This window comes from Hymenobacter sp. FMD4, assembly GCF_058932745.1.
The window spans coordinates 271,461-296,447 of sequence record NZ_JBZYWH010000002.1 but is presented as its reverse complement, the minus strand read 5'-3'; the positions used below and the strand labels follow the sequence as shown (position 1 = coordinate 296,447).

The 24,987-nt window shown below is 59.0% G+C and carries 21 protein-coding genes; 7 read left to right on the top strand and 14 right to left on the bottom strand.

What is annotated here, in order from left to right; genetic code table 11:
• Nucleotides 1-17: 17 nt before the first annotated feature.
• The gene (locus tag AC5FXY_RS03240) at nucleotides 18-479 is read left to right on the top strand and encodes a GNAT family N-acetyltransferase (RefSeq protein WP_493555191.1); all 462 of its coding nucleotides are present in this window, start codon (nucleotides 18-20) and stop codon (nucleotides 477-479) included.
• On the opposite strand, the gene AC5FXY_RS03235 is transcribed toward AC5FXY_RS03240, so the two are convergent.
• A complete protein-coding gene (locus tag AC5FXY_RS03235; RefSeq protein WP_493555190.1) occupies nucleotides 457-924 on the bottom strand; it encodes an SRPBCC family protein in 468 nt (155 codons plus the stop codon). The two genes, AC5FXY_RS03240 and AC5FXY_RS03235, sit on opposite strands and share 23 nt — an antisense overlap.
• A gap of 153 nt (nucleotides 925-1,077) precedes the next feature.
• Between AC5FXY_RS03235 and AC5FXY_RS03230 the strand changes: the two genes are divergently transcribed.
• Entirely contained in the window at nucleotides 1,078-3,828 is a 2,751-nt protein-coding gene (locus AC5FXY_RS03230) for a PAS domain-containing sensor histidine kinase (RefSeq protein ID WP_493555189.1), read from the top strand.
• Nucleotides 3,829-3,840: 12 nt separating this feature from the next.
• Complete coding sequence (locus tag AC5FXY_RS03225; protein ID WP_493555188.1) at nucleotides 3,841-4,944, top strand: aminotransferase class I/II-fold pyridoxal phosphate-dependent enzyme; 1,104 nt, start codon at nucleotides 3,841-3,843, stop codon at nucleotides 4,942-4,944.
• Here the strand turns inward: AC5FXY_RS03225 and AC5FXY_RS03220 are convergent.
• Complete coding sequence (locus AC5FXY_RS03220; RefSeq protein WP_493555187.1) at nucleotides 4,929-5,840, bottom strand: alpha/beta fold hydrolase; 912 nt, start codon at nucleotides 5,838-5,840, stop codon at nucleotides 4,929-4,931. The two genes, AC5FXY_RS03225 and AC5FXY_RS03220, sit on opposite strands and share 16 nt — an antisense overlap.
• Nucleotides 5,841-5,913: 73 nt before the next feature.
• Entirely contained in the window at nucleotides 5,914-6,495 is a 582-nt protein-coding gene (locus AC5FXY_RS03215; RefSeq protein WP_493555186.1) for a Crp/Fnr family transcriptional regulator, read from the bottom strand.
• 52 nt (nucleotides 6,496-6,547) lie between these two features.
• Between AC5FXY_RS03215 and AC5FXY_RS03210 the strand changes: the two genes are divergently transcribed.
• Nucleotides 6,548-7,024, top strand: a complete 477-nt coding sequence (locus tag AC5FXY_RS03210; protein WP_493555185.1) for a hypothetical protein — start codon at nucleotides 6,548-6,550, stop codon at nucleotides 7,022-7,024.
• On the opposite strand, the gene AC5FXY_RS03205 is transcribed toward AC5FXY_RS03210, so the two are convergent.
• The 4 genes from AC5FXY_RS03205 to AC5FXY_RS03190 all read right to left on the bottom strand — a co-directional run bounded on the left by AC5FXY_RS03205 (nucleotide 7,021) and on the right by AC5FXY_RS03190 (nucleotide 12,881).
• Complete coding sequence (locus AC5FXY_RS03205) at nucleotides 7,021-9,951, bottom strand: DEAD/DEAH box helicase (RefSeq protein WP_493555184.1); 2,931 nt, start codon at nucleotides 9,949-9,951, stop codon at nucleotides 7,021-7,023. The two genes, AC5FXY_RS03210 and AC5FXY_RS03205, sit on opposite strands and share 4 nt — an antisense overlap.
• A 202-nt stretch (nucleotides 9,952-10,153) precedes the next feature.
• On the bottom strand, nucleotides 10,154-11,383 hold the full coding sequence (locus AC5FXY_RS03200) for an FtsX-like permease family protein (protein WP_493555183.1): 1,230 nt from the start codon (nucleotides 11,381-11,383) through the stop codon (nucleotides 10,154-10,156).
• A gap of 163 nt (nucleotides 11,384-11,546) precedes the next feature.
• Nucleotides 11,547-12,356, bottom strand: a complete 810-nt coding sequence (locus AC5FXY_RS03195) for a class I SAM-dependent methyltransferase (RefSeq protein WP_493555182.1) — start codon at nucleotides 12,354-12,356, stop codon at nucleotides 11,547-11,549.
• A 108-nt stretch (nucleotides 12,357-12,464) separates the two neighbouring features.
• Nucleotides 12,465-12,881 carry a ribosome-binding factor A gene (locus AC5FXY_RS03190; protein ID WP_493555181.1) on the bottom strand — a complete coding sequence of 139 codons (417 nt, stop codon included), beginning with the start codon at nucleotides 12,879-12,881 and terminating at the stop codon, nucleotides 12,465-12,467.
• Nucleotides 12,882-13,139: 258 nt separating this feature from the next.
• Between AC5FXY_RS03190 and AC5FXY_RS03185 the strand changes: the two genes are divergently transcribed.
• Nucleotides 13,140-14,555 (top strand): hypothetical protein, encoded by a 1,416-nt coding sequence (locus AC5FXY_RS03185; protein ID WP_493555180.1) that lies wholly within the window; start codon nucleotides 13,140-13,142, stop codon nucleotides 14,553-14,555.
• A gap of 73 nt (nucleotides 14,556-14,628) precedes the next feature.
• Here the strand turns inward: AC5FXY_RS03185 and rpiB are convergent, their stop codons facing one another.
• The 3 genes from rpiB to glyA form a co-directional block, all read right to left on the bottom strand.
• Nucleotides 14,629-15,063 carry a ribose 5-phosphate isomerase B gene (rpiB, locus tag AC5FXY_RS03180; RefSeq protein WP_493555179.1) on the bottom strand — a complete coding sequence of 145 codons (435 nt, stop codon included), beginning with the start codon at nucleotides 15,061-15,063 and terminating at the stop codon, nucleotides 14,629-14,631.
• A 96-nt stretch (nucleotides 15,064-15,159) separates the two neighbouring features.
• Nucleotides 15,160-16,035 carry a twin-arginine translocase subunit TatC gene (gene tatC / locus AC5FXY_RS03175; protein ID WP_493555178.1) on the bottom strand — a complete coding sequence of 292 codons (876 nt, stop codon included), beginning with the start codon at nucleotides 16,033-16,035 and terminating at the stop codon, nucleotides 15,160-15,162.
• A gap of 148 nt (nucleotides 16,036-16,183) precedes the next feature.
• The gene (gene glyA / locus AC5FXY_RS03170; RefSeq protein WP_493555177.1) at nucleotides 16,184-17,479 is read right to left on the bottom strand and encodes a serine hydroxymethyltransferase; all 1,296 of its coding nucleotides are present in this window, start codon (nucleotides 17,477-17,479) and stop codon (nucleotides 16,184-16,186) included.
• 301 nt (nucleotides 17,480-17,780) lie between these two features.
• Between glyA and AC5FXY_RS03165 the strand changes: the two genes are divergently transcribed.
• On the top strand, nucleotides 17,781-19,088 hold the full coding sequence (locus AC5FXY_RS03165; RefSeq protein ID WP_493555176.1) for a tetratricopeptide repeat protein: 1,308 nt from the start codon (nucleotides 17,781-17,783) through the stop codon (nucleotides 19,086-19,088).
• Between the two features lie 54 nt (nucleotides 19,089-19,142).
• Here AC5FXY_RS03165 and AC5FXY_RS03160 read toward each other — a convergent pair whose 3' ends face one another.
• From AC5FXY_RS03160 to AC5FXY_RS03145, 4 genes are all read right to left on the bottom strand, one after another.
• On the bottom strand, nucleotides 19,143-21,689 hold the full coding sequence (locus AC5FXY_RS03160; RefSeq protein WP_493555175.1) for a hypothetical protein: 2,547 nt from the start codon (nucleotides 21,687-21,689) through the stop codon (nucleotides 19,143-19,145).
• A 531-nt stretch (nucleotides 21,690-22,220) separates the two neighbouring features.
• Nucleotides 22,221-22,922 (bottom strand): metallophosphoesterase family protein, encoded by a 702-nt coding sequence (locus AC5FXY_RS03155; protein WP_493555174.1) that lies wholly within the window; start codon nucleotides 22,920-22,922, stop codon nucleotides 22,221-22,223.
• Nucleotides 22,923-23,057: 135 nt separating this feature from the next.
• The gene (locus AC5FXY_RS03150) at nucleotides 23,058-23,273 is read right to left on the bottom strand and encodes a hypothetical protein (protein ID WP_493555173.1); all 216 of its coding nucleotides are present in this window, start codon (nucleotides 23,271-23,273) and stop codon (nucleotides 23,058-23,060) included.
• Between the two features lie 51 nt (nucleotides 23,274-23,324).
• Nucleotides 23,325-23,906 carry a hypothetical protein gene (locus AC5FXY_RS03145; RefSeq protein ID WP_493555172.1) on the bottom strand — a complete coding sequence of 194 codons (582 nt, stop codon included), beginning with the start codon at nucleotides 23,904-23,906 and terminating at the stop codon, nucleotides 23,325-23,327.
• A 730-nt stretch (nucleotides 23,907-24,636) separates the two neighbouring features.
• Here AC5FXY_RS03145 and AC5FXY_RS03140 point away from each other — a divergent pair.
• Nucleotides 24,637-24,894 (top strand): 4a-hydroxytetrahydrobiopterin dehydratase, encoded by a 258-nt coding sequence (locus tag AC5FXY_RS03140; protein ID WP_493555171.1) that lies wholly within the window; start codon nucleotides 24,637-24,639, stop codon nucleotides 24,892-24,894.
• The last annotated feature ends 93 nt before the right edge of the window (nucleotides 24,895-24,987 follow it).

Genomic DNA, 24,987 nt, shown 5'->3' with positions numbered 1-24,987 from the left:
CCGCCCGCTTACGACCTATGGCCGACGTCCGCATCATTGCTTACCAACCCCAGCACCAGCCCGCTTTTCGGGCCCTGAACCACGAGTGGATAACGCGCTATTTCGAGCTGGAGGAAGCCGACCACCGCGTGCTCAACGACCCGCAGCGCTACATCCTCGATGCGGGAGGCTACATTTTCATGGCCGAACACGCGGGACAGATTGTGGGCACCTGCGCCCTTATCAAAGAGCCCGACGGCGTGTACGAGCTGGCCAAAATGGCCGTGACGCCCTCGGCCCAAGGCTTGGGCATTGGCAGGCTGCTCGGGCAGGCCGCTATCGACAAGGCGCGGGAAATAGGCGCCCGTGAAATCGAGTTGGTGTCGAACACCAGCCTCGCCCCTGCCCTTACGCTCTACCGCAAGCTGGGCTTCCGGGAAGCACCGCTGCCGGCTTCGGAATACCAGCGGGCTGATATCAGGATGGTGCTGCCGCTGTAGGCGCCCCAAACACGCGCCGATAAACGGGGCCGCGCCAGGCAAACTGCGCCCACATCACCGGGTAAATCAGCTTATCAAGCCAAGCTGAAGCCGTGCGGTATTCGATGGCATCGACGATGACGGTACCGCCACTCGGCGCGGCCTCCAGCAGGTGACGATGCCGCCAGAAGCGGAGCGGCGCGGGTACCTCCTGCCCCTGATCCACGAAATAGCGCCCGCCGCCGGGTAGCTCGCCGTGCTCAGTAATAAGCGAAGTCCAGCGTGTCAGGCGCACCGGCCCAAGGTGCAGCTCTATCTCCACCACATCGCCGCGCTGGCAGCCATCGAAGCGCAACAGGCGAAGCTGCGGCGCGGGCGGCGCCAGCGCCAGAAACAGCTGACGCGTAAAGCCGGCCCAGACCTGAGCGGGCGTTTGCCGGACGGGCGTTCGGATGGTAAGGTGCATAGGTCGCAGATGCAACCCGGGCGCTGCCCGTTTGTTTGCACCCGGCTGGGCTCTACCCGTCGCATAGCTTGCTTTCCATCCCGATTGTCTGATCTTACGTAGGTCACCTACCCGGCTGGCCGCTGCACGGTGCACGGGCTGGTCAGTGAAGCTATGTCAAAAGCCGCTCCGCCTTTGTTACCCGACTCGTTTCCGCCCGGTGAGCTGCTGACGGCCCTGCTTGAGGCATCGGCCTACGGCGTGGTGCTGCTCACCCCCATTTTTGCAACGGAAGGCGACGAGGCACCCGTGGATTTTGCATTTGCCTTCTTAAACGCTACTGCCCAGCAGCAGTTGGGCCTGGCCGCCTCTCCCAGCCAAAGCTGGGGCCAGCAGTTTCCGCAGAGTGCCGCTGATGGCAGTCTGCAGCTACTCTGCCAAGCTTTTCATGTGAATGAAGCGGCAGGGTTTGAACTTCAAAAAGCCGCAGATGACGCCGACGTCCCGTATTGGAGTGCTACTGCCCGGCGCGTTGGGGCGGGGCTACTAGTGAGCTTGGCAGCACCTGTTCCCTCCGGCCTCGATCTGCAGCAAGCGCTGCACGAAAGCCAGCTGCGCGAACAGACCGCACTAGCCATGGCCAAGCGCCAGCGCCAACATTTTTGGGCGTTGCTGGACCAGGCTCCGGTAGCAGTGGCCTTTTTTGAAGGGCCCGAGCATCGCATCGGCCTGGCCAATGACATGATGTGCGCCATATGGGGGCGCGCCCCGCAGCAAGTGCTGGGCCAGCCCTTAGAGGAAGCGCTGCCCGAGTTGCACAGTCGTGACTTTGCGCAGCACGTGGCCACAGTATTTCACACCCAAGTGCCAGCCATCGAAAACGAAAAGTCTACTTCACGGCCAGACCGCCCGACCGAGGCAGGACCTTATTACTCCTTCGTTTACCAACCGCTGTACCATGAGCATGAGCAACTGCTGGGAGTGGTGGTCATAGCCGTAGAAGTCTCCGATCAGGTGCGGGCGCGCCGGCTGATGGAGGCGGCCGAGCAGCGCCAGCAAGCCCTGAACGAGCAACTCGCCTTGGCCAACGAGCAGTTGCGCACCGCCAATCAGACCATCGAGCAGGCACGGGCGGCGGCCGAAGCCGGACGGCAGGAGCTGCACGGCATGTTCATGCAGGCGCCAGCCATGATCTGCATCTTTGGGGGACCGGAGCACGTGTTTGAGCTTGTCAACCCCGACTATCAGCGCCTCGTGGGCAAGCGGCCACTGCTGGGCCGCCCCATCCGCGAAGCCATGCCGGAACTAGCCGGGCAGCCTATTTTCGGGCTGCTCGACGACGTGTACCGAACCGGCATGCCGTATCGGGCCAATGAAATGCTGGTGCAGCTCGACCACAGCAACTCCCAGCCAAACCGCCTGGAAAAGCGCTACTACAATTTCATTTACCAGCCGCGCCGCAATGCCACAGGCGACATCGACGGAATCCTCGTGTTTGCTTATGAAGTCACGCCGCAGGTAGTAGCGCGGTACCGGGCGGAGGAAAGCGAGCAGGAGTTGTCGGCCGCCAACGAGGAGCTGCAAGCCGCCAACGAGGAAATCCAGTCAAACTTTGACGAACTGGTGCTCACGCAGGAAGCGTTGCGGCAGCTCAACGAGGAGCTGGAGGCCCGGGTAGCCGAGCGCACCCAGGCGCTGGCCCGGGCCCTGCACGAAGCTGAGCAACAACGCCTGCAGCTGCAGGCGCAGGAAAAACACCTCCAGCAGATTCTGGGCCAGGCACCCGCGGCCGTGGCTACCCTGGTGGGCCCCGAGCACCGGTACTCTTTTTTCAACGACACCTATCAGCAGCTGGTGGGCGGGCGGGCGAAATTAGGGCTTAGTGCTGCGGAGGCCTTACCGGAGCTGGTGGAGCAAGGCTTTATTGGGCTGCTCGATCAGGTATACTTCACGGGCACGCCGTTCAAAGGCACTGAAACGCCCATTCGCTTCCTTGATCCGGCCACCAGCCAGCCCAAACAGCATTACCTGAATTTCGTGTGCCAGCCGCTGACGGATGCCTACGGCGACCAGCAGGGCGTGCTGGTATTTGCCGTGTACGCCACCGAACAGGTACTGGCCCGGCAGCGCCTGGAGAAGCTGGGCCAGGAACTGGCCGAAGCCAACGCCACGCTGCAGGCGGCTATGGCGGAAGCTCAAACGGCCAATACTGCCCTGAGTCGCAGCAACCAGCAGCTCACGCGCACCAACCAGGACCTGGACAACTTCGTGTACGCCGCCTCGCACGACCTGAAGCAGCCCGTCAATAACCTCACCGGCCTTTTCGATGAGCTACGGCGCAATATCTCCTTTGCCGACCCGCGCGAAGAACAGCTGCTGCTGCCGCTGATGGCCAGTGCCCTGCACCAGCTCAGCAGCAGCATCGATGGCTTAGCTGCGCTGGGCCAGACCCCGCAAACCACGAATCTGCCGGTGGAAACGGTTAGCCTGGACGAGCTAATCAGCGAGGTACTCGTAGCGCTACAGCCACAGGTTGCGGCCTCTCAGGCCCGCATCACCACTGCTTTCGATTCAGTTCCCAGGGTACGGTACTCCCGGACCAACCTGCGCACCATTCTGTTTAACCTCGTGGGCAATGCCCTGAAATATGCTGACCCCAGCCGCACGCCGCACGTGCACATAGCAGCGGAGCTGGCCGATGAGCAGCCGGTGCTGCTGGTGGCCGACAACGGCCTGGGTTTCAACTTGGCGCGGCACGGCGGCGAGATGTTCCAGCTTTTTCGCCGCTTCCACACCTCCCACGCCGAAGGAACAGGCGTAGGCCTGTACCTGGTCAACCGCATCGTGCAGGCCAATGGCGGCCGCATTGAGGTTGAAAGTCAGGAAGGGCGTGGCACCACGTTCCGAATGTATCTGCGCGAATAGCCTGCCCGTAGTATGCTGCACGCTCATCACCTGCCCGGCCGCACCCTGCTCGCCGACGACGGCCGCGAGTACCTCTACTGCAGCGGTACCGGTTACCTCGGCATGGCCCGCAACCCTGCTTTTGCCGGTCTGCTCGCCGAAGGCCTGGCCCGCTACGGTACCAACTACGGCTCGTCGCGGCACGGCTCCCTGCGGCTGCGCATTTACGAAGAGGCCGAAGCCCACCTGGCCACCACAGTCGGGGCCGAGGCCGCCGTCACGGTTTCGTCGGGTTACTTGGCCGGTCAGATGGCCGTAAAAGCTCTGGCCTCGGCTGGCCGCTTCGAGTACGCGCCGGGCACGCACCCAGCGGCTTGGCTATCGGAGCCGGCAGTGGTGGCCGCCTCGCCCCTTTCTCACGCCGACTGGGCCGCGCAGCTGCTGCAGCGCCTGCACCAAGAACCTGCCGAGCCGGTGGTCATCGTCAGCAACTCGCTGGACCCATTGCGCGTGCAGCGCTACGACTTCAGCTGGGCGCAAGAGTTGCCCACCGATCGGCCCATCACCGTCCTCATCGACGATTCCCACGGCTTCGGCGTCATCGGTACAGACGGAGCCGGCATCAGCCCCGAAGTGCGGGTACCATCCGGCGTGCAGCTCGTGGTTGTAAGCTCCTTGGGCAAGGCCTGCGGTATTCCAGGCGGTGTGGTTTGGGCCGATGCTACGTTTATTGAAGAACTGCGGCGCAGCGCCTTTTTTGGGGCCAGCTCGCCGGTGGTGCCGGCATACCTGCACGCCTTCATGCAAGCGACAAGCTTGTACCAGACGGCACGTCAGCAGCTCGCAGCCAATATTTCCCGCTTCACCGAGGCTACCGCCGCATCGGGGTTGTTTCAGTCGGCGCGGGAGTTTCCGGTTTTCTATACGCCGGCCGATGCGCTGTGTGAATTTCTACAGGAGCGTGACGTACTGGTTTCGAGCTTTCATTATCCTACACCCGCCGATGCGCGCATTACCCGGGTGGTACTTTCGGCCCTGCACACCCCTACCGATATCGAGCACCTGAGTCAGTTGATGGCCGACTTTGCATCCATGCATTTGGCTGATAATCAGACCAGCCATCATGATCTTTGCTGAAATAACAGCAATTCCCTCGTTACCGACTCTGGTTGTTCTTCCGGCAAAAAGTGGCCACACTCCAGCGTCACGGTACAAGCTTGGGGCAACAGGCGCTGCCAGCGGACGAGGTGCTCTTCGCGGAAGAATGCATCCTGCTTGCCCCACAGCAGCAATGCCGGCTTGGCGGCTAATTGCGCCAACTGCCGCTCCTGCGCCGCGTACCAATCGGAAGCGCGTACCAGCCATTGCCCCGTTTTGAGCACGCCCCAGCGGGCAGCCCAATTCGGAAACGGTGACCGATAGTGCTGGTGCACCTGCGGCGTCAGCTTCTTGGTATCAGCAAAGCCTTTTCGGAGCAGCACCTTGGCTGAGAAGTTGAGGCGCAGGTACAGAAACCGCCCGAGCCAGCTGTGCAGCAACGCATCGGCCCGCCGGGCTTGCGGCTCCTCCTTGGTTGACCACAGCCAGGTATTCATCAGCACCAAACGCTTCACCCGCTCCGGTTGCCGCAGGACGTAGCTAAGCCCGATGGGTCCGCCAAAATCGTGCACCACCAGCGTGATGTCGCGCACCTGCAGGTGCTCCAGCAGTTGTTCCAGATTACGGGAATGGCTTTCGGGGTGATAATCCCAGTCCTGGGGTTTGTCGGATAAGCCGTAGCCGAGGTGGTCCGGCGCAATGCAGCGGTACCCGGCACCGACCATGGCTTTCAGCTGCGCCCGGAACAGAAACGACCACGTAGGCGTGCCATGCACGAACACCACCGTTTCGCCCTGTCCCTCGTCCACGTAGTGCAAGCGGCCCGCCGGCAACTGCACATGACGCGGTGTAAACGGGAATTCATTCTCATCCAGCCAGGCCGGGCGGGTCGGCGGCGTGTCTTCCCGTACTTCGGTAGCAGGTGCTGTTTTCATGTTGCCTTATCCGTAGATGAATAAGGCAAAGCTCTTTTGCGCAGACCAGCTTATTCTTGGTCTGCACCAAGATTCACACCGGCAGTTGGTTCAGTAGCTTGCTGAAATTGGTGGCATCCATACCGAGGTACGAAGCCAGGTGCTTATGCGGCACCGCATTGAGCAGATGTGGGCTACGCTGCAGAAACAACCGGAAGCGTTCGGTCATGGAGCAGGTCAGCAACTCCGTCTGGCGGTGCAGCACGCCCACCAATATCTGCTCCGTAAGCTTGCGCAGCAGCCGCTCCAGCGCCGGCGACTCCAATAGCAGCTCATCTACTTTGTCGTACGGCAGGCGTAGCAGTCGGCTCGGCGTGATGCACTCCAGAAAGTGCGGCGAAGGCTGCCGCGTCAGCACCGACTCGGGAATGCCCGTGAACGATGGCGGGTATGTGAAAGCCATCGTGTATTCCTTTCCATCGCGCAGGTGGTAGCTGCGCTGAATGCCCTCCAGCACGAAGTACAGATGCCGCCCGACTTCTCCGGCGCGCGTGATGAACTCCCGCCGCCCATAGTGCACCTCCTGCCACAGCGGCAGCAGCCGTTCCAGGTCGGCCTCGGGCACGGGGTGGATGCGGCGCAGGAAATCGATAAGCAAATCGTTACTTGAAGCCATGATTATGCTGCCTATTGTTATTGCTTCATGTGCAGCGCTGCTAAGCGCCCATTTGCAGCAAACTACTGTTTCCAATGCGGAGCTTACGCGCATTCGCCAGCAATACAACATCACGCGTCAGGCCCTGTCCACCTTGCACAAGCGCAAAATAGATGTGTGGGGCTGGTCGACGGAGGGTGGCACGGCCACGGGCTACTTCCAGCGTCAGGAGCTGCGCCTAGTGGAAGCCACCTTCTACGGCGAAATGGGGCAGAGCCACTGGGAATACTACTTCGACCAAGGCAAGCTCATCTTCGTGCTGGAGCGGGAGCAGCAGTACGCTGTTCATTTCCAAAAACGTCCCTCCCTAGCAGGCTCTATTACCAGTACCCAATGCTACTACTTCAGCGGAGGTCAGCTCATCCGCTGGATGAGCGGTCAAAAGCAGCTCACCTCAGCCACCGCGCAGGAACAGGCTCAAAAACAGCGGCAGCTCCTGGCCAAAGCACAGGAGCTGCAACAATTGCTTAAGAAGCCGGCTGCCGATTAACCCAGCAGTTCCTCGATATCCTCCTTCGTCAGGCTCTTGATAATGGCCTCGTCGGTGGTTATCAGATCCGACACCAGCTGAATCTTACGGTTCTGCAGGGCCAAAATCTTCTCCTCTACCGTGCCCTTGGTGATGAACTTGTAGGTGAAGACCGTGCGCTCCTGCCCGATGCGGTGGGCACGGTCGACGGCCTGGGCTTCCACGGCGGGGTTCCACCACGGGTCGAGAATGAACACGTAGTCGGCGGCGGTGAGGTTCAGGCCTACGCCCCCAGCTTTGAGGCTGATGAGGAACACGCGCAGGTCCTCGTCAGTCTGAAAACGGGCCACTTCCTTTTGTCGGTCGCGGGTATTACCGTCGAGGTAGGCGTACTCGATCTGCTTTTCGTCGAGTACGTGGCGCACCAGCTCCAAGTGCTTCACGAACTGACTAAACACCAGCACCTTGTGACCCTCGGCTACTACCCCGCGAATCATGCGCACCACCTCGCGCAGCTTGCCCGATTCGGCCTCGTAGGTCTCGTCGGCCATGCGGGGGTGGTTGGCTATCTGGCGCAGCTTGGTGAGGCCCTGCAGTAGCATAAACTGCGTGCTGGCCGTGCCGTGCTCCTCGATGCTCTGCAGAATCTTGTTGCGGTAGTAGCTCTTGGTTTCCTCGTAGCACTGCTGCTGCTCGTCGGTCATGCGGCAGTAGCTCAGGTGCTCAATTTTCTCGGGCAGTTCCGTGGCCACCTGGGCTTTGTGACGGCGCAGAATGAAAGGCTTGATGAGCGCGTGCAGGCGGCGCGTCTTCAGCTCGTCTTTTTCCTTCTCGATGGGCTTCAGGAATTCCTTGCGGAAGAACGTCTGCGAGCCGAGCAGGCCGGGGTTGATAAACGACATCTGCGACCAGAGGTCCATCGTGCTGTTTTCCACCGGCGTACCTGTCAGGATCAGGCGGTGGCGCGAGTGCAGGTGCCGCACGGCCTGCGAGGTCGTGGAGCTGGGGTTCTTGATGGCCTGCGACTCGTCCAGAATGACATAGTCAAACTTGTAGGTCTTCAGCAGCTCAGCATCCAGGCGCACGATACCGTACGAGGTCAGAATCAGGTCATAATCCTGAAACTGCTCCACGTTCTTGTCGCGGTAGGTGCCCGTGTAGGTCAGCACCCGCAGATCGGGCGTGAACTTCAAAGCCTCGCTCAGCCAGTTGTACACCAGCGACGTGGGCATTACCAGCAAAGAGGCAGCTCCGGCCGCGGCACCGCTTTCCTTGCGCTGCAGTAGCATGGCCAGCGTTTGTACCGTTTTGCCCAAACCCATATCGTCGGCTAAGCAGCCGCCGAAGTGGTAGTCCTGTACAAAGTGCAGCCAGTTGTAGCCCGCTTTTTGGTAAGGACGCAGGCTGCCTTTGAAGCCTGCCGGCAACGGCCGGTCCTCCACTACTTCGAAGCCGCGCAGGCGCTCCAGCTTCCTCGACATGGTCACGGTAGCCAGGTTGCCGTTCTCCAGGTCCGAAACCAAAGCGACGTGGTGCTTCTTAAGCGTGAGCGAATGGTGATGCTCCTCCGAGAAGGCAAACAGCTCCAGGTATTGCGTAAACCACTCCTCCGGAATGATGGCAATCTGTCCGTTGGGCAGCTTGAATTCGTGGCGCTTCTGCAGGATATAAGGCCGCAGCTTCACGAAGGGAATTTCAAACTCCCCGAAGCGTACGGTACCGTGAATATCAAACCAGTCGTTGTTTTCGGTAATGCCGACGTTGACCGTGACGGTGCCGATAAAATAATCCTTGCCCGAACTGCTGCCCTGCTGCACCGTAAAGCCCAGGCGAGCTAGTTCCTCGGCGTGCGAGTGCAGCCACTTAAAGGCGGTGGCTTTTTCCAGCACGGCGCGGCCGTTGCGCACCACCAGAGCACGGTCTTGCAGCTCTTGAATGTAGTTCTGCTCGTTTTCCAGGTCGCGGATAAGGCGGTGAAATACGTAGGAATCCGACGTCTTTTCCAGTTGCACACTCACGCGCTTGTCGTGGTTGCGTACGATGTGGTTGCCGTACTGAAACGCAATATCAAAGTGGATGTGCTGGGCGCTGGCGTCGGCGGGGGTACGCCGCGTGGTTTCTTCTGAGTCGTAAGCCACGCTGCTGCTGGGCACATCGGAGAAAATAAGGTGTGGCTTGGCCACGTAGCGCTCCGAACGGATATCGAAGCCGCGGGCATGCACGTCGAACGACTCTACCAAAGGCGCCACAAAGCGCTGGTAATAGCTGTCCTCCACCTGCCGCGGAATCACAATAAACTTTTTCGAAAGGAAAGGCTGCAGCTTCTTGCCGTCTACCTCGTTGCGGAAGTTGTGCAGCACGCCATCGAGCAGCATCCAGGCGGGCTGGCAGCACACCATCACGGCATCGCGCTGCTGAAAGTCCAGCCGCTGGCCGCGGTACTGGATGGTAGGAAAGTAGTGGGTGTTTTCGGGGTTGCGGCGGAAGTGAAACAGCACCGATGCCGCTTCTGGGGCCACCTGGATTTCCTTCCACGTAGGCTCGCCGTCTTTGCCCATGATGAACACCAGCTTGCCCTGCAGCCCATCGAGCAGCTGGCCCATGCGCACCTGTATGTACTGGCTGATGCGCTCCTGCAGGCCTTTGTCACCCTTTTCAGCGTCGTAAATCTTTAGGAAGAAGTCGGCTGGCGTGGTTTTCTTCGCCCAGAATTCCTTGATGACGGCATCCTGCTGGATTTGATCCGTCAGGGCTATCAGTTCAAAGTCTTTCTCGTCGAGGCCGTGGGCAAATTCGGCCGCGTTCATGGCCGATACGTTCTGGTGTTGCAGCGTGAGCTGCCCTTTGGCGTTGCGCTGAACCACGTAGGATTCAAACAGATATCCAAGGTACTCATGCTCGAAGAGTGAGTACACTATTTGGAAAGGCTGTGAGGTAGAAACCTTCATAGTAGCAGCAAAAGCGACGTTGAAAGTAAGGACAAATACTAAATAGCGTATAATTTCAAAAAAAGTAAAATAAAATATACAAATAATTATAGCTATATAGAAAAGCCCCGGGCTCCGTTTATAAACGGTACCCGGGGTCGAATAACTCCAAATTTGCTATTAAGGTTGCGTGCTTTACTGTTCAGCTTCGCACGCGCTGCGCTTACAAGTTTTCGCGCAGGTCTATTTGGGGCGCTCCTAGCGCTGGACGAATCGATACAATGATGGTAATGAGCACGATAGCTACACCCACCCAGATAATATCGGCCGCCTGCATCTTAACCGGGTAAGCATCTACCACACTCGTGGCCATGCCCATCGACACCAACTTAAACTGCTGCTGCACCCAGCAAATAGTGACACCCAAGGCCAAACCGGCTACGGCCCCAACCTGAGCCACAATGGCGCCTTCCATCAAAAATACCCGGCGGATAGTGTTGGGAGTAGCCCCCATGGCCATCAGAATGGCCACGTCCTTGCGCTTGTCGATAACCAGCATCGAAAGCGAGAAGAAAATGTTGAGCGAGGCGATGAGCAGGATAAAGGCGAAAGTGATGAACACGAACATCTTCTCCACCTTGATGGCCCGCAGCAGGCTCACGTGCTGCTCGTCGGAGTTCAGCACATTGAACTGCGTGCCCAGCAGTTGTTTGATTTCAGCTTGGGTTTGCTCGATGGTGCGGCCGCCCACTTTGATTTCCAGCGAGGTGCGCCGGTTTTCGTAGCGCAGCAGCCGCTGGGCAAATTCGAGCGGCACGTATACGTAGCTGTCGTCGACGTGCTGCTCGATAGCGAAGACCCCTCCGGCCAGGATGGGTTCCTGGTTGAAGGCCGTTTCGGGGTTCATGGACAAGGTGCGCTTGCCGGCCACATTGCGCGGATACAGCAGCTGCAGGGGGGAGAAACGGTTTTCGAGCGCGATGCTGAGCTCGTGCTGCACCCCGGCCCCGATCAGGGCAAAGTCTTCGCCGTTACGGCGCAGGCGATGTTCGCCGTCGACGATGGCTGAATCAATTTCGCTCTGGCCGTAGTAGTTCTCCGATACGCCTTTGAGCTTCACCACCATCTGCCGCTCGTGGTAGCGCAGTAAGGCGTTGTCTTCGATTACCTCCGTGACCAGGGCCACGCCCGGCACGGCCCGCAGGCGCCCAAGCAGAAACTGATCGACGGTAAAGGACTTGCCCTCCACGGCCGTGATTTTCAGGTCGGGGTCGGACTTGCCGTACAGGGAGCGAACGAGGTCTTCCAGCCCGTTGAACACCGACAGCACAATGATCAACGCCATCGTGCCCACAGCCACCCCAATCATGGAGATGTTGGAGATGATGCTGATGATGTTGCGCTTCTTCTTGGAGCGGAAGTAACGCCAGGCTATCAGGAAAGGAACGTTCACTCAGGTGTGCGTTAAGGATTGGGGGAGCTTGGGCGTTGAAACGTAAGCTAGCGGCCGGCGCACCGCGTTTGCAATATGGAATCTGGGTTTGGGCGCTTGTACGAATTTTGGGCAGAACAGACGGCATCAGGCCTACTGAAGTGACGCAGAAAGCCGGGCCGGGCTATTTCCAGGCCTTTACGATAAGCCCGGTGCCCGAATCGTGGCGGACGGTGGAGTCGAGCCAATTCAGCAGCAGGCAGAGCGGAAACGTGACCAGGTAATAAAACGGCAGCAGCACGAAAAACAGCTTCGAGAAGCCCAGCATGAGAATGGGGTACTTCATGCTCAGGCGCCACGAAATCTGCCCCGGGATGCCGTAGCTGTAGCGGGCCTCGATGCGCTCAAACCCGGCCGTGCGAAGCTTCTGCTGAATCTCATCTATGTTGTAGCCGTCGCGCACGTGCTCTTCGATAAAGCTAGCGTCTTCGGCGCCGTGTACATCGGAGCCGCCCTGGTCCGAGGGCGTGCTGATGATGAGCATGCCGCCGTCTTTGAGGGAGGCGTGCAGGTTGGTCATCACTTCCACGTCTTCCAGAATGTGCTCCATCACGTCCACCGACAGCGCCAGGTCAAAAGAGTTAGGCTGCTGATACAGCACCAAGTCCTGCACGGCAAACTGCACGTTGGGCCGCCCGATCTGGCGGAAGAAATTATTGGAATCGGCTACCTGCTCTTCCTTCACGTCTACAGCCAGGGTCTGCCACTTCGGGCTCATGCCCGACAGCCAGTAAGTGTACTGGCCGTAGCCGGCACCAGCGTCGAGGATGTTCACCGACTGGTCGCGGCGGTTGTGCGACCATTGGCGCAGTTCGCGGTGCACGTGCCAGGTACGCAGCAGCAGCAGATCGAGCAGGTTATAAAACAGCCGGCGCAGCCACGGTGTGCGGTTAAACACATTGCCGAGGGAGCGTTTGATCGGGTCGTAATGCAAGGGGAAACAGTAGTGAAATAGTGGGACGGTGAAATGGCGAGTTGATGTTGTTGGTGATAGGGGCGCATAAACGCCCCTCACCAATTCATCACCTCACCAACTCCCTGCTTACTCTTCGTCGGAGAACAGGCGCGGGCGGTTGGGCTTGTCGTTCTCGTCTTCGGGCGGGGCGGGCGGGATGTTCAGGTCCGAAATGACCTTGTCCATGCGCGTGGCGTACGCGGCCGAATCGTCGAGGAAGAATTGCAGGTCGGGAATCACGCGCAGCTGGTTACGCACGCGCTTGGCCAGCGCCATGCGTACTTCCTTGCTCTGGTCGCGAATGGCATCGACCAGCTTTTGCGGATCGGCGGCCAGCAACACGCTCAAGTAAATGCGGGCAACGCCCAGATCGGGGCTGACGCGGATGGCCGTGATGCTGGGCGCCAACGTGCCGGCAAACAAGTGCGGCATGTCGCGCTGGAATACTTCGGCCAGCTCCTTAGTGAGCAGGCTGGCGAATTTCTGCTGTCGTTTGCTTTCCATAGAATGTGCAAAGGTAGGAGGGAAAGGAGTTAAGCAGTTAGCGAGTGATTGAGTTTGAGAGTTTAGGAGCTTCGCAGGCTTGGCGGGGAAGTACTGGAAAGCATTGCCCCCGGGCAGGTATGGACGGACAGAATAGGCTGTTGATGGCCTCCGGGCGGCGGGCCTACGTTACCTTTGGCATCGATTGAAAAAGAGCGTCGGAAACCGGGCATTTGCCTCCCCTTCTGAACTCTTCAACTCAAAACCGCTTTACCCGCATTGCTCGAATTCTTCCGAAGTACCCTGCCGGCTCGGCTGGTGCTCTTGATACTGCTAGCGCTGGGCCTGCGCCTGCCGCTGCTCTGGCTGGACGAAGTTCCACTGTCCATGGCAGAGCTGCGCGGCTGGCTGGTGGGCGAACGGCTGCACGCCGGGGCCCTGCTTTACCGCGACGTGTACGACCACACCGCGCCGCTCGCCGCGGCGCTCTACGGCCTGCTCGACCTGGCTTTGCCGCGTTCCTGGGTGCTGTACCGCTTTATGGCCGTGGCCTTGGTGCTGCTGCAGGGCTTGCGGTTAAGCGTGGTGTTCAACCGCTACAACGTGCACCCCGAGCGTGGCTACCTCGCGGCACTGACCTATGTGCTGCTGGCCAGCGTAACCAGCGAGCTGGATACGCTGTCGCCGCTGCTCATGGGCCAGACGTTCGTGGTATTTGCTCTCAGTGCCCTGCTGCCGACTTCCCGCGAGGGATATGATAGCAGCCGCATCTTCCGGGCGGGCTTTCTGCTGGGCTTGGCGGCGCTTTGCTATATGCCGCTGGCGTGGCTGCTACTAGTGGGCTTGTTTGCCATCATTAGCTTCGCGGCCAATAGTTTTCGCAGCTTTCTGCTGCTGCTTTGCGGCTTTGTGTTTCCTTACGCAGTGGTGGCTACGTTCTTTCTCTACACCAATGCCCTGCCCAGTTTTCAGCAGCTGCACCTAAAGTCCATGTTTCAGGGGGCTGCAGCGGCCGATGCTTTGCCCCGTTCCTTGCAGCTGGGCCTGATGGCTTTGCCCGGGGTCGTTTTGCTGGTGGCGTTGCTGCGCACCTTTACTTCTTCGCTGGGACTGGTATTTCAGGTGAAGTTTCAGCAGTTAATGCTCGTTTGGCTGGCCGTAGCCTTGTTGCTGGGAGCCGTGCTACGGGTATCGGCGCCGGGGCTGCTGGCGGTGGTGTTGCCGCCCATTACCTATTTCGCGCTGTTTCTGTGGCAGCGCACGCGCCGGATATGGGTAGCCGAAGTGCTGTTCCTCGTGCTGGTGGCGGCCGTGACGGTAGTACGCTACCGCAGCATACTGCGCATCGAGCAGGTGCTACACCTGCCTTCAGAGGCCAGCTTCGCGGCCCGACCCGACCGGCGCTACGCTTCCCTTAGCGGTCAACAGGTATTGGTTTTAGGTCCAAGCCGCGGCGTATACGTCGAAAATTACGCCGGCACGCCTTACGTCGACTGGACCTTAGCCCAGCGTGACTTCGGCCACTTAAGCGAGTACAGCACTGTCTTTCGCCTCGCCAACAACCTGCCTACGCCCCCGCCCTACCTCATCGACGAGGCCAAGCTGCTGCCCGAGCTGCGCTACAAGCTGCCGCGCATTTTTGGGCGCTATCAGCCCACAAGCACGCCAGGCATTTACCGGCTGCACCCGAGGTAAAAGGTAAAAAAGCGAAGGGGCGAGCTGGTGAGTGACGAACTGCCACTGACCAATTCGCCCCTTCGCTTTTTCATTAGCACGCGTCAATCTTGCCGACGCGGTTTTGGTGGCGGCCGCCTTCAAACTCGGTTTGCAGAAACTGCTCCGTAATCTGACGGGCCTGCTCCTCGCTCACGAAGCGGGCTGGCAGGCAGAGCACGTTGGCGTTGTTGTGCTGGCGGGCCAGCGAAGCCAGTTCGGGTAGCCAGGCAATGGCAGCGCGCACCCCTTTGTGCTTGTTGGCGGTGATACAGACACCGTTGGCCGAGCCGCAAATCAGAATGCCCTGCGGCAGTTTGCCCTGCTCAATGGCCGAAGCCAACGGATGGGCAAAATCGGGGTAGTCGGCCGAGTCGGTGGAGTGCGCGCCAAAGTCGCGCAGCTCGTAACCCTGCTGCTCGAGCCAGGGCTTGAGCATTTCCTTGTAAGCAAAACCGGCGTGGTCGGAACCAATAGCAAGTTGTTTCATTGGAGGTGAAAGGCTGGATGGTTTAACGTTAAATGGCTGGTCGTTCAACGATTTGCGTGAACGACCAGCCATTTATCATGAGCAATTTGAGGTGAATTACACTACGCCTTGGTTTTCGGCCAACTGGGCATTGAGGCGGTCTACATTCTTGCGGCGTACCACGCGGGCAATGTTGATGCTGAGCTCGTAAAGCAGCAGAATCGGAATGGTCACAATTAGCTGCGACGACACGTCCGGCGGGGTAATGATGGCCGAGATAATCAGAATAACCACAATGGCGTGCTTGCGGTACAAGCGCATCACTTCCGGCGTAATCAGCCCGGCCTTGGCCAGGAAGAACACAATCATCGGCAGCTCAAACACGAAGGCGCAGGAAAGCGACATGGTGGTAAGCGTGCTGATGTAGCTCTGCAGGTCGATTTGGTTTTCGATGCTGGCGTCGAGCTGGTACGAAGCCAGGAAGTTGATGCTCAGCGGCGCGGCCACGTAGTAACCAAACAGCAGCCCCAGCAGAAACAGAACCGACACGAAAAACACCGCCCCGCGTGAGTTGGCCCGCTCGTGGGGGTACAGCCCCGGTTTGATAAAGCGCCACAGCTCCCAGAACAGGTATGGAAAGCCCAGCACCAGCCCCACGATAAACGCCGAGCTGATGTGCATGGTCAGCTGCCCGCTCATCTGCCGGTTCTGCAAATCGAAGGTGAGCTCCTTCAGGCACAAGTCGGGCGAGTTCAGGGCCATTCCCAGCTTGCAGAACATGCGGTAGGTCCAGAAATCCGGCCGCGACGGACCCAGAATCAGCTCGTGGAACAGAAAATCCTTCGACAGGAACGCCCCAAGGGTAAAGACCACAATGGCAATAGCCGCCCGGATGATGTGCCAGCGCAACGCTTCCAGGTGGTCGATAAAGGACATTTCGCCCCCTTCGGCCGCCGCCCGGTTCTGCTGAAATTTTTGAGTTGGAGACTCCAAAGGTTCTGAACTTGTTAAATGGTCAAATGACTAGTCGGCTGCGCCCATGGAGCCATACGACAAAGCGCGTGCTTCAGCTTTCCGACAACGCAAGTATCTGCCGGGGCCGGCTGCACATCCGTCACTTGATCATCTACTCATTGGCCATTTAAACAGAAAACAACGGCAGGTCGCGCATCATCGCGTTTACCTGCTGGCGCACCTCGCTGAGGCGCGTATCGTTGTCGTGGTTCATTAGCGCCTGATCGATGTAGTCCACGATGCGGTCCATGTCGGCTTCGCGCAGGCCGCGGGTGGTCACTGCAGCCGAGCCGATGCGCATGCCCGAGGTAACGAAAGGCGACTTGTCGTCGAAGGGCACCATGTTTTTGTTGATGGTGATGTCGGCCTTGATCAGGGTGTTTTCGGCCAGCTTGCCCGTGAGCCCCTTGCTACGCAGATCAATCAGCATCAGGTGGTTATCAGTACCGCCCGAAATGATCTGGTAGCCGCGGCTGGTAAAGCCGGTGGCCAGCGCCTGGGCGTTGCGAATTACCTGCTGTGCGTACTCGCCGTAGGCATCCGTCAGCGCCTCACCGAAAGCCACAGCCTTGGCGCCGATGACGTGCTCCAGCGGGCCGCCCTGCGTGCCGGGGAATACGGCCCCATCCAGCACCGACGACATCATGCGGATTTCACCCTTGGGCGTCTTCAGGCCCATGGGGTTCTCAAAGTCCTGGCCCAGCATGATCAGGCCGCCGCGCGGGCCGCGCAGTGTCTTGTGCGTGGTGGTGGTTACGATGTGGCAGTAGTCAAACGGGTTATTCAGCAGGCCTTTGGCAATCAGACCCGAGGGGTGCGAAATATCGGCCAGCAGCAGCGCACCCACCTCGTCGGCGGCTTCGCGCAGGGCTTGGTAGTTCCAGTCGCGGGAATAGGCCGAGGCTCCGCAGATGATGAGCTTGGGCTGCTCGCGGCGCGCTGTCTCTTTTACCTTCTCCCAGTCGATGAGGCCGGTTTCGGGCTCCACTCCGTAGAACGAAGGCTGGTACAGCTTACCGGAGAAGTTTACCGGCGAGCCGTGCGTGAGGTGACCACCGTGCGAGAGGTCGAAACCAAGGATTTTGTCACCGGGCTTCAGAATGCCCAGCATCACGGCGGCGTTGGCCTGGGCGCCGGAGTGCGGCTGCACGTTGGCCCACTCCACACCGAAGAGCTCCTTCACGCGGTCGATGGCCAGCTGCTCGATCTGGTCGACGATTTCGCAGCCGCCGTAGTAGCGCTTGCCGGGCAAACCCTCAGCGTATTTGTTGGTCAGGATCGAGCCCTGCGCCTGCATTACTTGCTCCGAGACGAAGTTCTCCGAGGCAATAAGCTCCAGACCGTGCAACTGCCGCTCTTTTTCGCGGCGGATGAGGTCAAACACAACGGTATCTTGGGCGAGGGTGCGAGTCGTGGTTTCCATTCTTCAAAGGTAGGCAGGGAATTTATGAGCCAAGAACAATTATCCGGGAACAATGATCTGCCCGCCGTGGCTGTGAGGCCGCTAGCCCGCTGAACCGCCAACAACCGGCCTACGGTTCGACCTCTCGATGGCCCACGCGTCAGACGTTGTGCGTACCTTTTGAGCCAACCGTAAGCCCGTCGGTCCCGTTATGACGCCGGGTCTGCTAGTCTGCCGCGGCGCTGGCGGCCCAATGGGTCTTTCCATTGGCTACCGCCTTGCTACGGTTGCGCATTTTTCATTGCCCATTACTCTTCGCCCCGTGAGTTACTTTCTGTCGGAACAGCTGGCCCGCTTGCGTACTGGCAAGCTGAACTCGCTTACCGAGTTCTATACGCAGCAACGCGACGTGTTTAGCCGGTGGGCGCGGCGGCAATTCGGCACGGCCCCGGATGCATCCCAAGCCGTGCTGCGCGAGGTGCTGCTGGAGTTTTACGACCAAGCCAATGATGGTCGGCTAGGCCGCTGGCCTTCCAACCTGCGGACTCACCTATACGGCGTGGCCCGGCAAATTCTCACGGCTACCACCACCAACACGGTGCTGCCCAACGAAACGCCCCTACCAGCCTCCGAAGCCGACCGCCGCCGGCTGGTGCTGCGCACCCTGCGCCAGCTCCCGCCCGACAGCCAACTGGTGCTGCAGCAGTTTTATTTTCACGGCTCCAACTTCGAGAAGCTGGCTGTCAAGCTTGGCTACGCCAATGCGGGGGTCGCCCGGCGCCAGAAATCCGATGCCCTGCGCAAGCTTTTCGACGCCCTGCACCGCGCTGAAGCTCCCGGCACCACCGAGCTGGTAGCGCACTTACCCACTGTGGAGCGCGCCTCCGATGGCCTAATGGGTCCCGAAGAGCAAGACGAGTTCGATGCCCAGTTGCTGGTTGATGGCGAGTTGCGCCAAGCCTGCCTGGCTTACGAGCAGTACGCGGCCGACCTGCGCTGGGCTGCCGGCCGCGAAACCCTGCGCCTGCGGCTGGAATCCTTGGATCGGCGGGTGGCGCAGCGCACCGAGGCGCAGCAACGCATTCGGCGGCGGCAACGGCGGCAGCGCCTGCGGCTCGGGCTGTTGGCCGGAGGACTGGCCGTGCTGCTGGGCGCCTCGGTAGTATTCTGGCCCCGCCAGGAAGCTCCCAAACGAGCTTGGCAAGACTTTGACGTGGTTGACCCGGGCCTTCCGGCCAACGCAACCGCCGGCCGGCCGCTACTCACCCAGAGCATGACCATGTACCGCAACGGCAACTACGCCGCGGCGCTGCATATGCTCCGCCGCCTGCCCAATGCGGACCTGGGCCAAGATACGTTTCTGTTCTACAACGGCATCCTGCTGCTACGTCAAGAGCAGCCTGCCAACGCCGAAAGCTACTTGCAACGCGTCGGACAAATGCGCGAGTCCGCTATGGCCGGTCGAGCTTTGTTTTACCTGGGCCTAGCTCATTGGCAGCAGGGCGAGCTACCACAGGCGCGTAGCGCTATGCAGCGCGCCGCTGCTACGCCTTCCAATCCGCACCGTGCTGTGGCGCAGCAGGCCCTGCAAGGGGGCGGCCTGTCAGCCGACGAATCGGGTCAAAAATAAACCCGTCTGGCACGGCAGATGCGCCAGACGGGTTTCCCTTCTAACCAACCAGATTTACTTGCGCACCACGCGCTGCTGCAAGCGCTGCTCGCCCACTACTGCCGTGAGCAGGTAGGTGCCAGCCAGGCAGCGCGGCTCTACTTGCAGGCGGTTCAGGCCGACTATCACGGCCTGCTGCTGCGTCCAAACCACGCGGCCCATACCATCGGTGAGGGTGAGCGTAGCCGAACCAGCCACCGGAACAGTTAGCTCTGCTTCAAAATTTTGCTCAAAAGCGGTGGGGTAAGCAGCCAGTGTGGCCAGTTCGCCGAACTGCAGGGCGCGGGGGCCGAAGTACGTGACCTTGCCATCGTAGTCTTCCTGACGCAAGCGGTAGTAGCGTACGCCTTGCTTGCCGGCTTCGGCATCGGCATAGCGGTAATTGCGAACCGATGTGGAGCCGCCCTCCTGCGCCGGCACGAAGGCCAGTTGGCGGTAGGTGCGGCCGTCGGTGGACACCTCCACGTCGAAGCCGCGGTTGTTGAACTCCGAAGCGGTAGTCCAGGTGAGCACTGCGGCCTGTTGTTGGCGCTGAGCCCGGAAAGCCGTCAGGCCCACGGGCAGCGGCTGGGCGGTACTGCCCAGAGTCCAACGCGAGAAGCCGTCCACGCCGGTCAGCACGGCGTAATCGGCGCCGCTGCCGCTGATGCCTTTGGCCTGCCAAGTCTGCCCGTTGTCGGTAGACTTATAGAAGCGCAGGTCGGCGGGATTCAAGCCATTGAGCTCATGCTGCAGGTAGCTCAGGCGCATTTCTACGTTCAGACCCGTATTGGTAGGTGCTGAAATATCAAAGTATCGTTTAATGCTGCTGGGCGTGGTGCCGCTGATGGCCGCGCCAGTGATACGCGTCACGATGGTTTGGCCGGGCAAGGTCGAGCCGTTGGCCGGGGTCAGCGTCATGCCTACGTTGCCAAAAGCCTCGGCAACGCCCGCCCGGGGCGTGCGGCGTACTTCGATGCGACCCAGCACATAGCTCGTGTTGGTTTCGGTGAGCACCGCGTCGGCATTGAACCGGATTTTGTTGTCGGCACCGGTTTGCAGGATGCCGCCGTTCATCACCAGGTTGTTGGCCAGTACCATGTCGTCGGTGAGCGTTTTGATGCCCGAGCCGCGCACTTCCAGGTTGTAGTATAGGCCACCACTGACCGTCTGGGGACCCTCGCCGGTGAGCAGTACGCCGCCGGTGGTGCAGCTGAACACGCCGTAATTATTCATATCACCCTTCACCTCCAGGTTGCCGAGGGTTTGGGCAAAGGCGCCGCTGTTGGTAAAGTTACCGTTGACGATAATGTCGCCGCCGGTGTGGTTCAGGGTACCCTGAATGGTAAGGTCACCGGCTACTATGGTTTGCCCATTCTGAATGGACATTACTTGGCCCGCGGCCACCGTAAAGCTGTTCAGTACCGTCTGGGCCTGCGACACCAGCGAGTTTACGCCGGCGGTACCGTTGTTAGAAACCGTAGCTACGTTGTTGGCCGTCAGTTCGCTGCGGCCGCCGGTCATCAGCATGGCCTGAAAAGCCTGGGTGCTGGGTTGCGAGAGGTTGATGTTGCGCACCACGTTGTCTTCCACCACGTTGGCCAAGGCACCGGTGGCTGTGCCGCAGTTCACCACTATACCCCGAAAATCCTGCACGCCGGCATTAACCCAGGCGCTACCGCCAGCCTGCGCCGCCGTACCGCCAATGTAGTTGCCACTGACGGAGTTATCGTCCGAATCAATACCCGGCAGAAAGCTGATGGCCGTTTGGGCCGTGGTCGGAGCCGTGCTTAGGGAATAGTAGAAGCTGTTGTCACGGATCAGCCACCGGTCGCCGTTGCCGCTGCTCACTTTCACGCCGCATAGCGCGTAGTTGGCCAGCTCGTTGTTGACAAGCGACACCCTGTCGTTCATGGCCCCGTTGGTAATGGGTGTCGCGTATACGAGGTTAGCGGGCAACTGGCCGCTGCCTAGGTTACCGATGTAGTTGCCGCTGAAGCTGTTGTCGTCATTGCCGGTGCTGCTGCCCGTCCCAATTTCGACCACCCCACCGTTGAGCGAAGCATTACTACCGAGCAGGCGCGCATCCCGCACCACAATGTTGTTGACATCGCCCGTGAGCAGTACCGTTGGCTGCAGCGAACTGCTCTGGCTTACCGTTAGCTGGCGCGTGCTGGAGCCGTTGTAGCCGCTGAGCGTAACATAGCTGGCTCCGCCGCTGAATGTAACGGAGCCTTCAATGGCAATACCGGTAGCACCGGCCTCGGGCCTAATAATTAAGCGGCTGGTTGCGCTGCCTTGGTGCTGAATCAGCACATTTTCATTGAAGGCGCTACCACTGGTAAGCTGCAACTCATAGGTCCCGGTTAGGGGGTTAGGTACACTGTTCAGGGCTTCGGTCAGGGAGGAGAAGCTACCGCCATGACCTACGCGTACCACCGTAACGGCCTGCGCTTGGGCACGCTGCACCATAAGCAGCGACAGTGCTGTTAATAGCAACAGCCAAATGGCCAAACCGGCTTGTTGGCGCGACACCCACGGGCCTCGGTCCCGGGTTAGCGAATTTGGTAAAACTTGTTTCATGGCTCGGAGAAAAGGGCAAGCAATTCGGAATTAAAAAGCATGACAGTAGCCGTCGGCCGCTGAAAAGCGCTTAGCAGAGGACTGCCAAGAGCTAAAAGCGGCTTGGCGTTGCGTTTGCCCAAAGGCAAAAGACCAGGAAAAGCAGGGGAGAAGTATTTACTGAGCCATAGGCTTGCCTTTGAAAAGCACCATTATGCTACCGTTATAAACACATGACAACGAATGTCACTAACCAAATATAATGGCGCAAAGCGTCAATACAAGAACACTAATTTTGTTTTTGCACCAAATCCCAATTTCTGCTTTGTCATTAGTATCATTAATAAACTCTATTCATTATAAATCAACATGTTATACCAAACAGACAACGCAGGCAATTTTAATCAAATCAATATTGCAAAAACATTATCGAAAATACAGTGACCAATGTACTGACATTATTATTATATAATTATTCTTATTAAAACGATTTCAATTATAGCACTCCTACCGAACCATGTTGCTAAGATTTTATAAAATAATACAATTTATCTAGCGCCGATTGATAGGGTACGGTGGCTCAATGTTCTTTTGCTGAACCAGACTCCAGGAATCCAGATTGAAAGCTGTCAAATGACTCAACTCAGGATTTTGTAGGTACACGCAGCCTGTATCAAGATTTAGAACCCCTGGCCGCTGATCTATCACCTGTTGAAGCTCAGCCGCAGCAGTAGGACTATGCCCGTGCAGCAGACGACGCCCCTGCAAGCGGGAAGCATCGAAAGTGAAGTTCTTGATATTGAGCATGGAGTTGCGGTCGGTGCGCATCTTCTCAGGCGGCAGCCGAAAGTCAAAGCCGGCGTGGACCAGCACGAAATCAGGAAGATCCAACGTCAGCGGCAGGCCTTCAATCCATTGCAGGTAGGGCTCCGGAATGTCCTGCGCACGCGTCACGCCAAAGCTGCGTAGCGTCATGGCGTTGGCCCCGCCCAACGCCCAGCGGGCCATGGTGCGGCGCTGACGGGCGGCCTCCAATAGCTCCAGATCATGGTTGCCGAGCAGGCACAGCACTCGGTAGCCATCCTGCTGCAACTGCATCAGGTAATCGAGCACGCCTCGTGAGTCAGGCCCCTTATTGACGTAGTCGCCGAGCAGGTAAAGGGTATCGGTGCGCGAGAGCTGCAAACGCTCCTCTACCAAGCGACGAAACGTGTGCAAACAGCCGTGCAAATCGGTGGTGGCGTAGCGGGGCATAGGCAGATAGGGTAAAGTCGGGCCATAAACTCATCTATCCCTACGCAGTTCAAAGCCAACAAGTAGAAGCTGCCCACCAACAAAAAAGCACCGCCCGGCGGGGCAGTGCTTTTCAAAACTTATATCAAAAGCCGTTTAGCTGTAAGGCGGCTTGTCGATGTCGACTTTGTTGTGGTTGCGGTTGGGGTGGGCCTGGGGCGCGTCGTTGGCGAGCTGCTCCAGGCGCTCTTCGGTGGCGTCGTCGCGGTTGGTCACCGGGAGTTGGCCTACAGCCTTGGGCTGGCCTTCGCCGGCGGGTTGGCCGTGATTTTCACTGGACTGCTGGTTGGTGTTATTGCTTTTGTAAGGCATGAGTTCGGATGGTTTAGCGTTGAAAATGAATTCTCAGTTGCCAGTCTGGATCTAGAAACCTATATCCAGGCCTGACTCCTGCGCACCGGGGTCCGTGAGGTCGGCGTTGGTGTCCGGGCGGGCATCCTCGGCCTTCATGTTGTAATCGATGGCGGCGCCGCGACGGGGGTTGTTGTCGCTGTGGCTGCTGGTGCCGTCTTCGTTTTCGCCGGCATCGTTGCGGTTGTCCACGTTGGCGTAGTCATCGTCGTCGGTGAGGTCTTCACCGGCGTTGCGGGCCCGGATGGTGTCGCCCTCGATTTCGTCGATGGGGTCGGGCAGACGGCGCGGGTCCATCATGTCCGGCGTGGGCATGTCTTCGTTGGGAATCACCAGGCGGCCCTGGTCGTCGGAGCGCATGTTGTCGCCGGGGTAGCCGGGCTTGTCGGCGTCGCGGTTTACCGAAACGGCCGTAATGCCGTTGGCGCTGTCGGTGCCGAAGCCCTGCTGGCCGTCGCGGTTGCCAAAGCCGCCGCGCGCGTCCTGGTTTTTGGGTGGGTCAGCGCCGGGAATAATATGCCCAGCATTCAGTTCCTCGTCGGTCGTATCGTTGGGTACTTCCCTAATCGGCCGGTTTTTAGGATCAATAGCCATGGGAGTGGGTTCGGTGTTTTGGAAGAGAAGATTCTTATGCGGGTTTACTCCCGCGGGCCGGTTTGGGTTGCCGTTTGGGGCCGGCTGCGTAAGTTGGCCGGCCCGTCCTAATCTCCATTGATTGATGAGCATCAACCCTTTTACCGCGCCGACCCGAAGCGTGGACAGCTTGTAACAGCCACTGGCCAACGGTCATCAAGCTAAGTGCCTCTCTTTCTTGGTGACATACCACGCCGCTGCGGGCAACTTATAAAGCTGCCCGTACAGCTTCACTCGACTTATGGATTTAACTTTTGTTAGGTATTCCTCTTTAGGAGCGGGCCGCGGGTTCAACCAACATTTACTACGGGTAGAACAGTCCTTGGTGAGTTACCTGAGCGGTCGTTCGTACGGGCCGGCTATACAGGCGGTGCAAATTTGCCTACTAACGCTTTCACCTGACTTCTCCTCATTGTTCAAGCCAAGGCAGGCACGGTACTTTGCTTCGGCAAAGCTAATTCAAACTCGAAGTGGCGTACCCATGCAGCGGCTGGCGGGCACGATGTGGTACGATATAGTACTTGAGTTTGACCTTTGCCGATCTGGAACTGTAGAGCAGTGGAATCAGGCGCTTCTGGAAGGCATGCTCATGTTGAGCACCTTAGCGCACAAGTGCAAGCTGGCTGGCTTTGATGCCACTGCATACGAAGTCGACGTTCGACACGTATTTTCTCCCCTTAATTAACGCCCTATGTGGACCGAAACCGACAACTCCCTGCGCCGCACCTTTCGCTTCAAAGACTTCAAAACGGCCTTCAGCTTCATGACCGACGTGGCCGAAGAAGCCGAGTACCAGGACCACCATCCGTGGTGGGCCAATGAATACAACACCGTGGAATTTCGCTTGCGCACCCACGATGCGGGCAATTCCGTAACCAAGCGCGACCATAAGCTGGCCGAGGCCATTGACAAGCTGGCGGCCGAGTACGGCGGGGAGGAAATGAAATAGCCACAGGGGTTATAGGCACCAACCGTAAGAATCGGCTACAAAATCCGTGACACCCGGCCAATCCGAAAAATCCGTGGTCTAGCTTTGCACTGT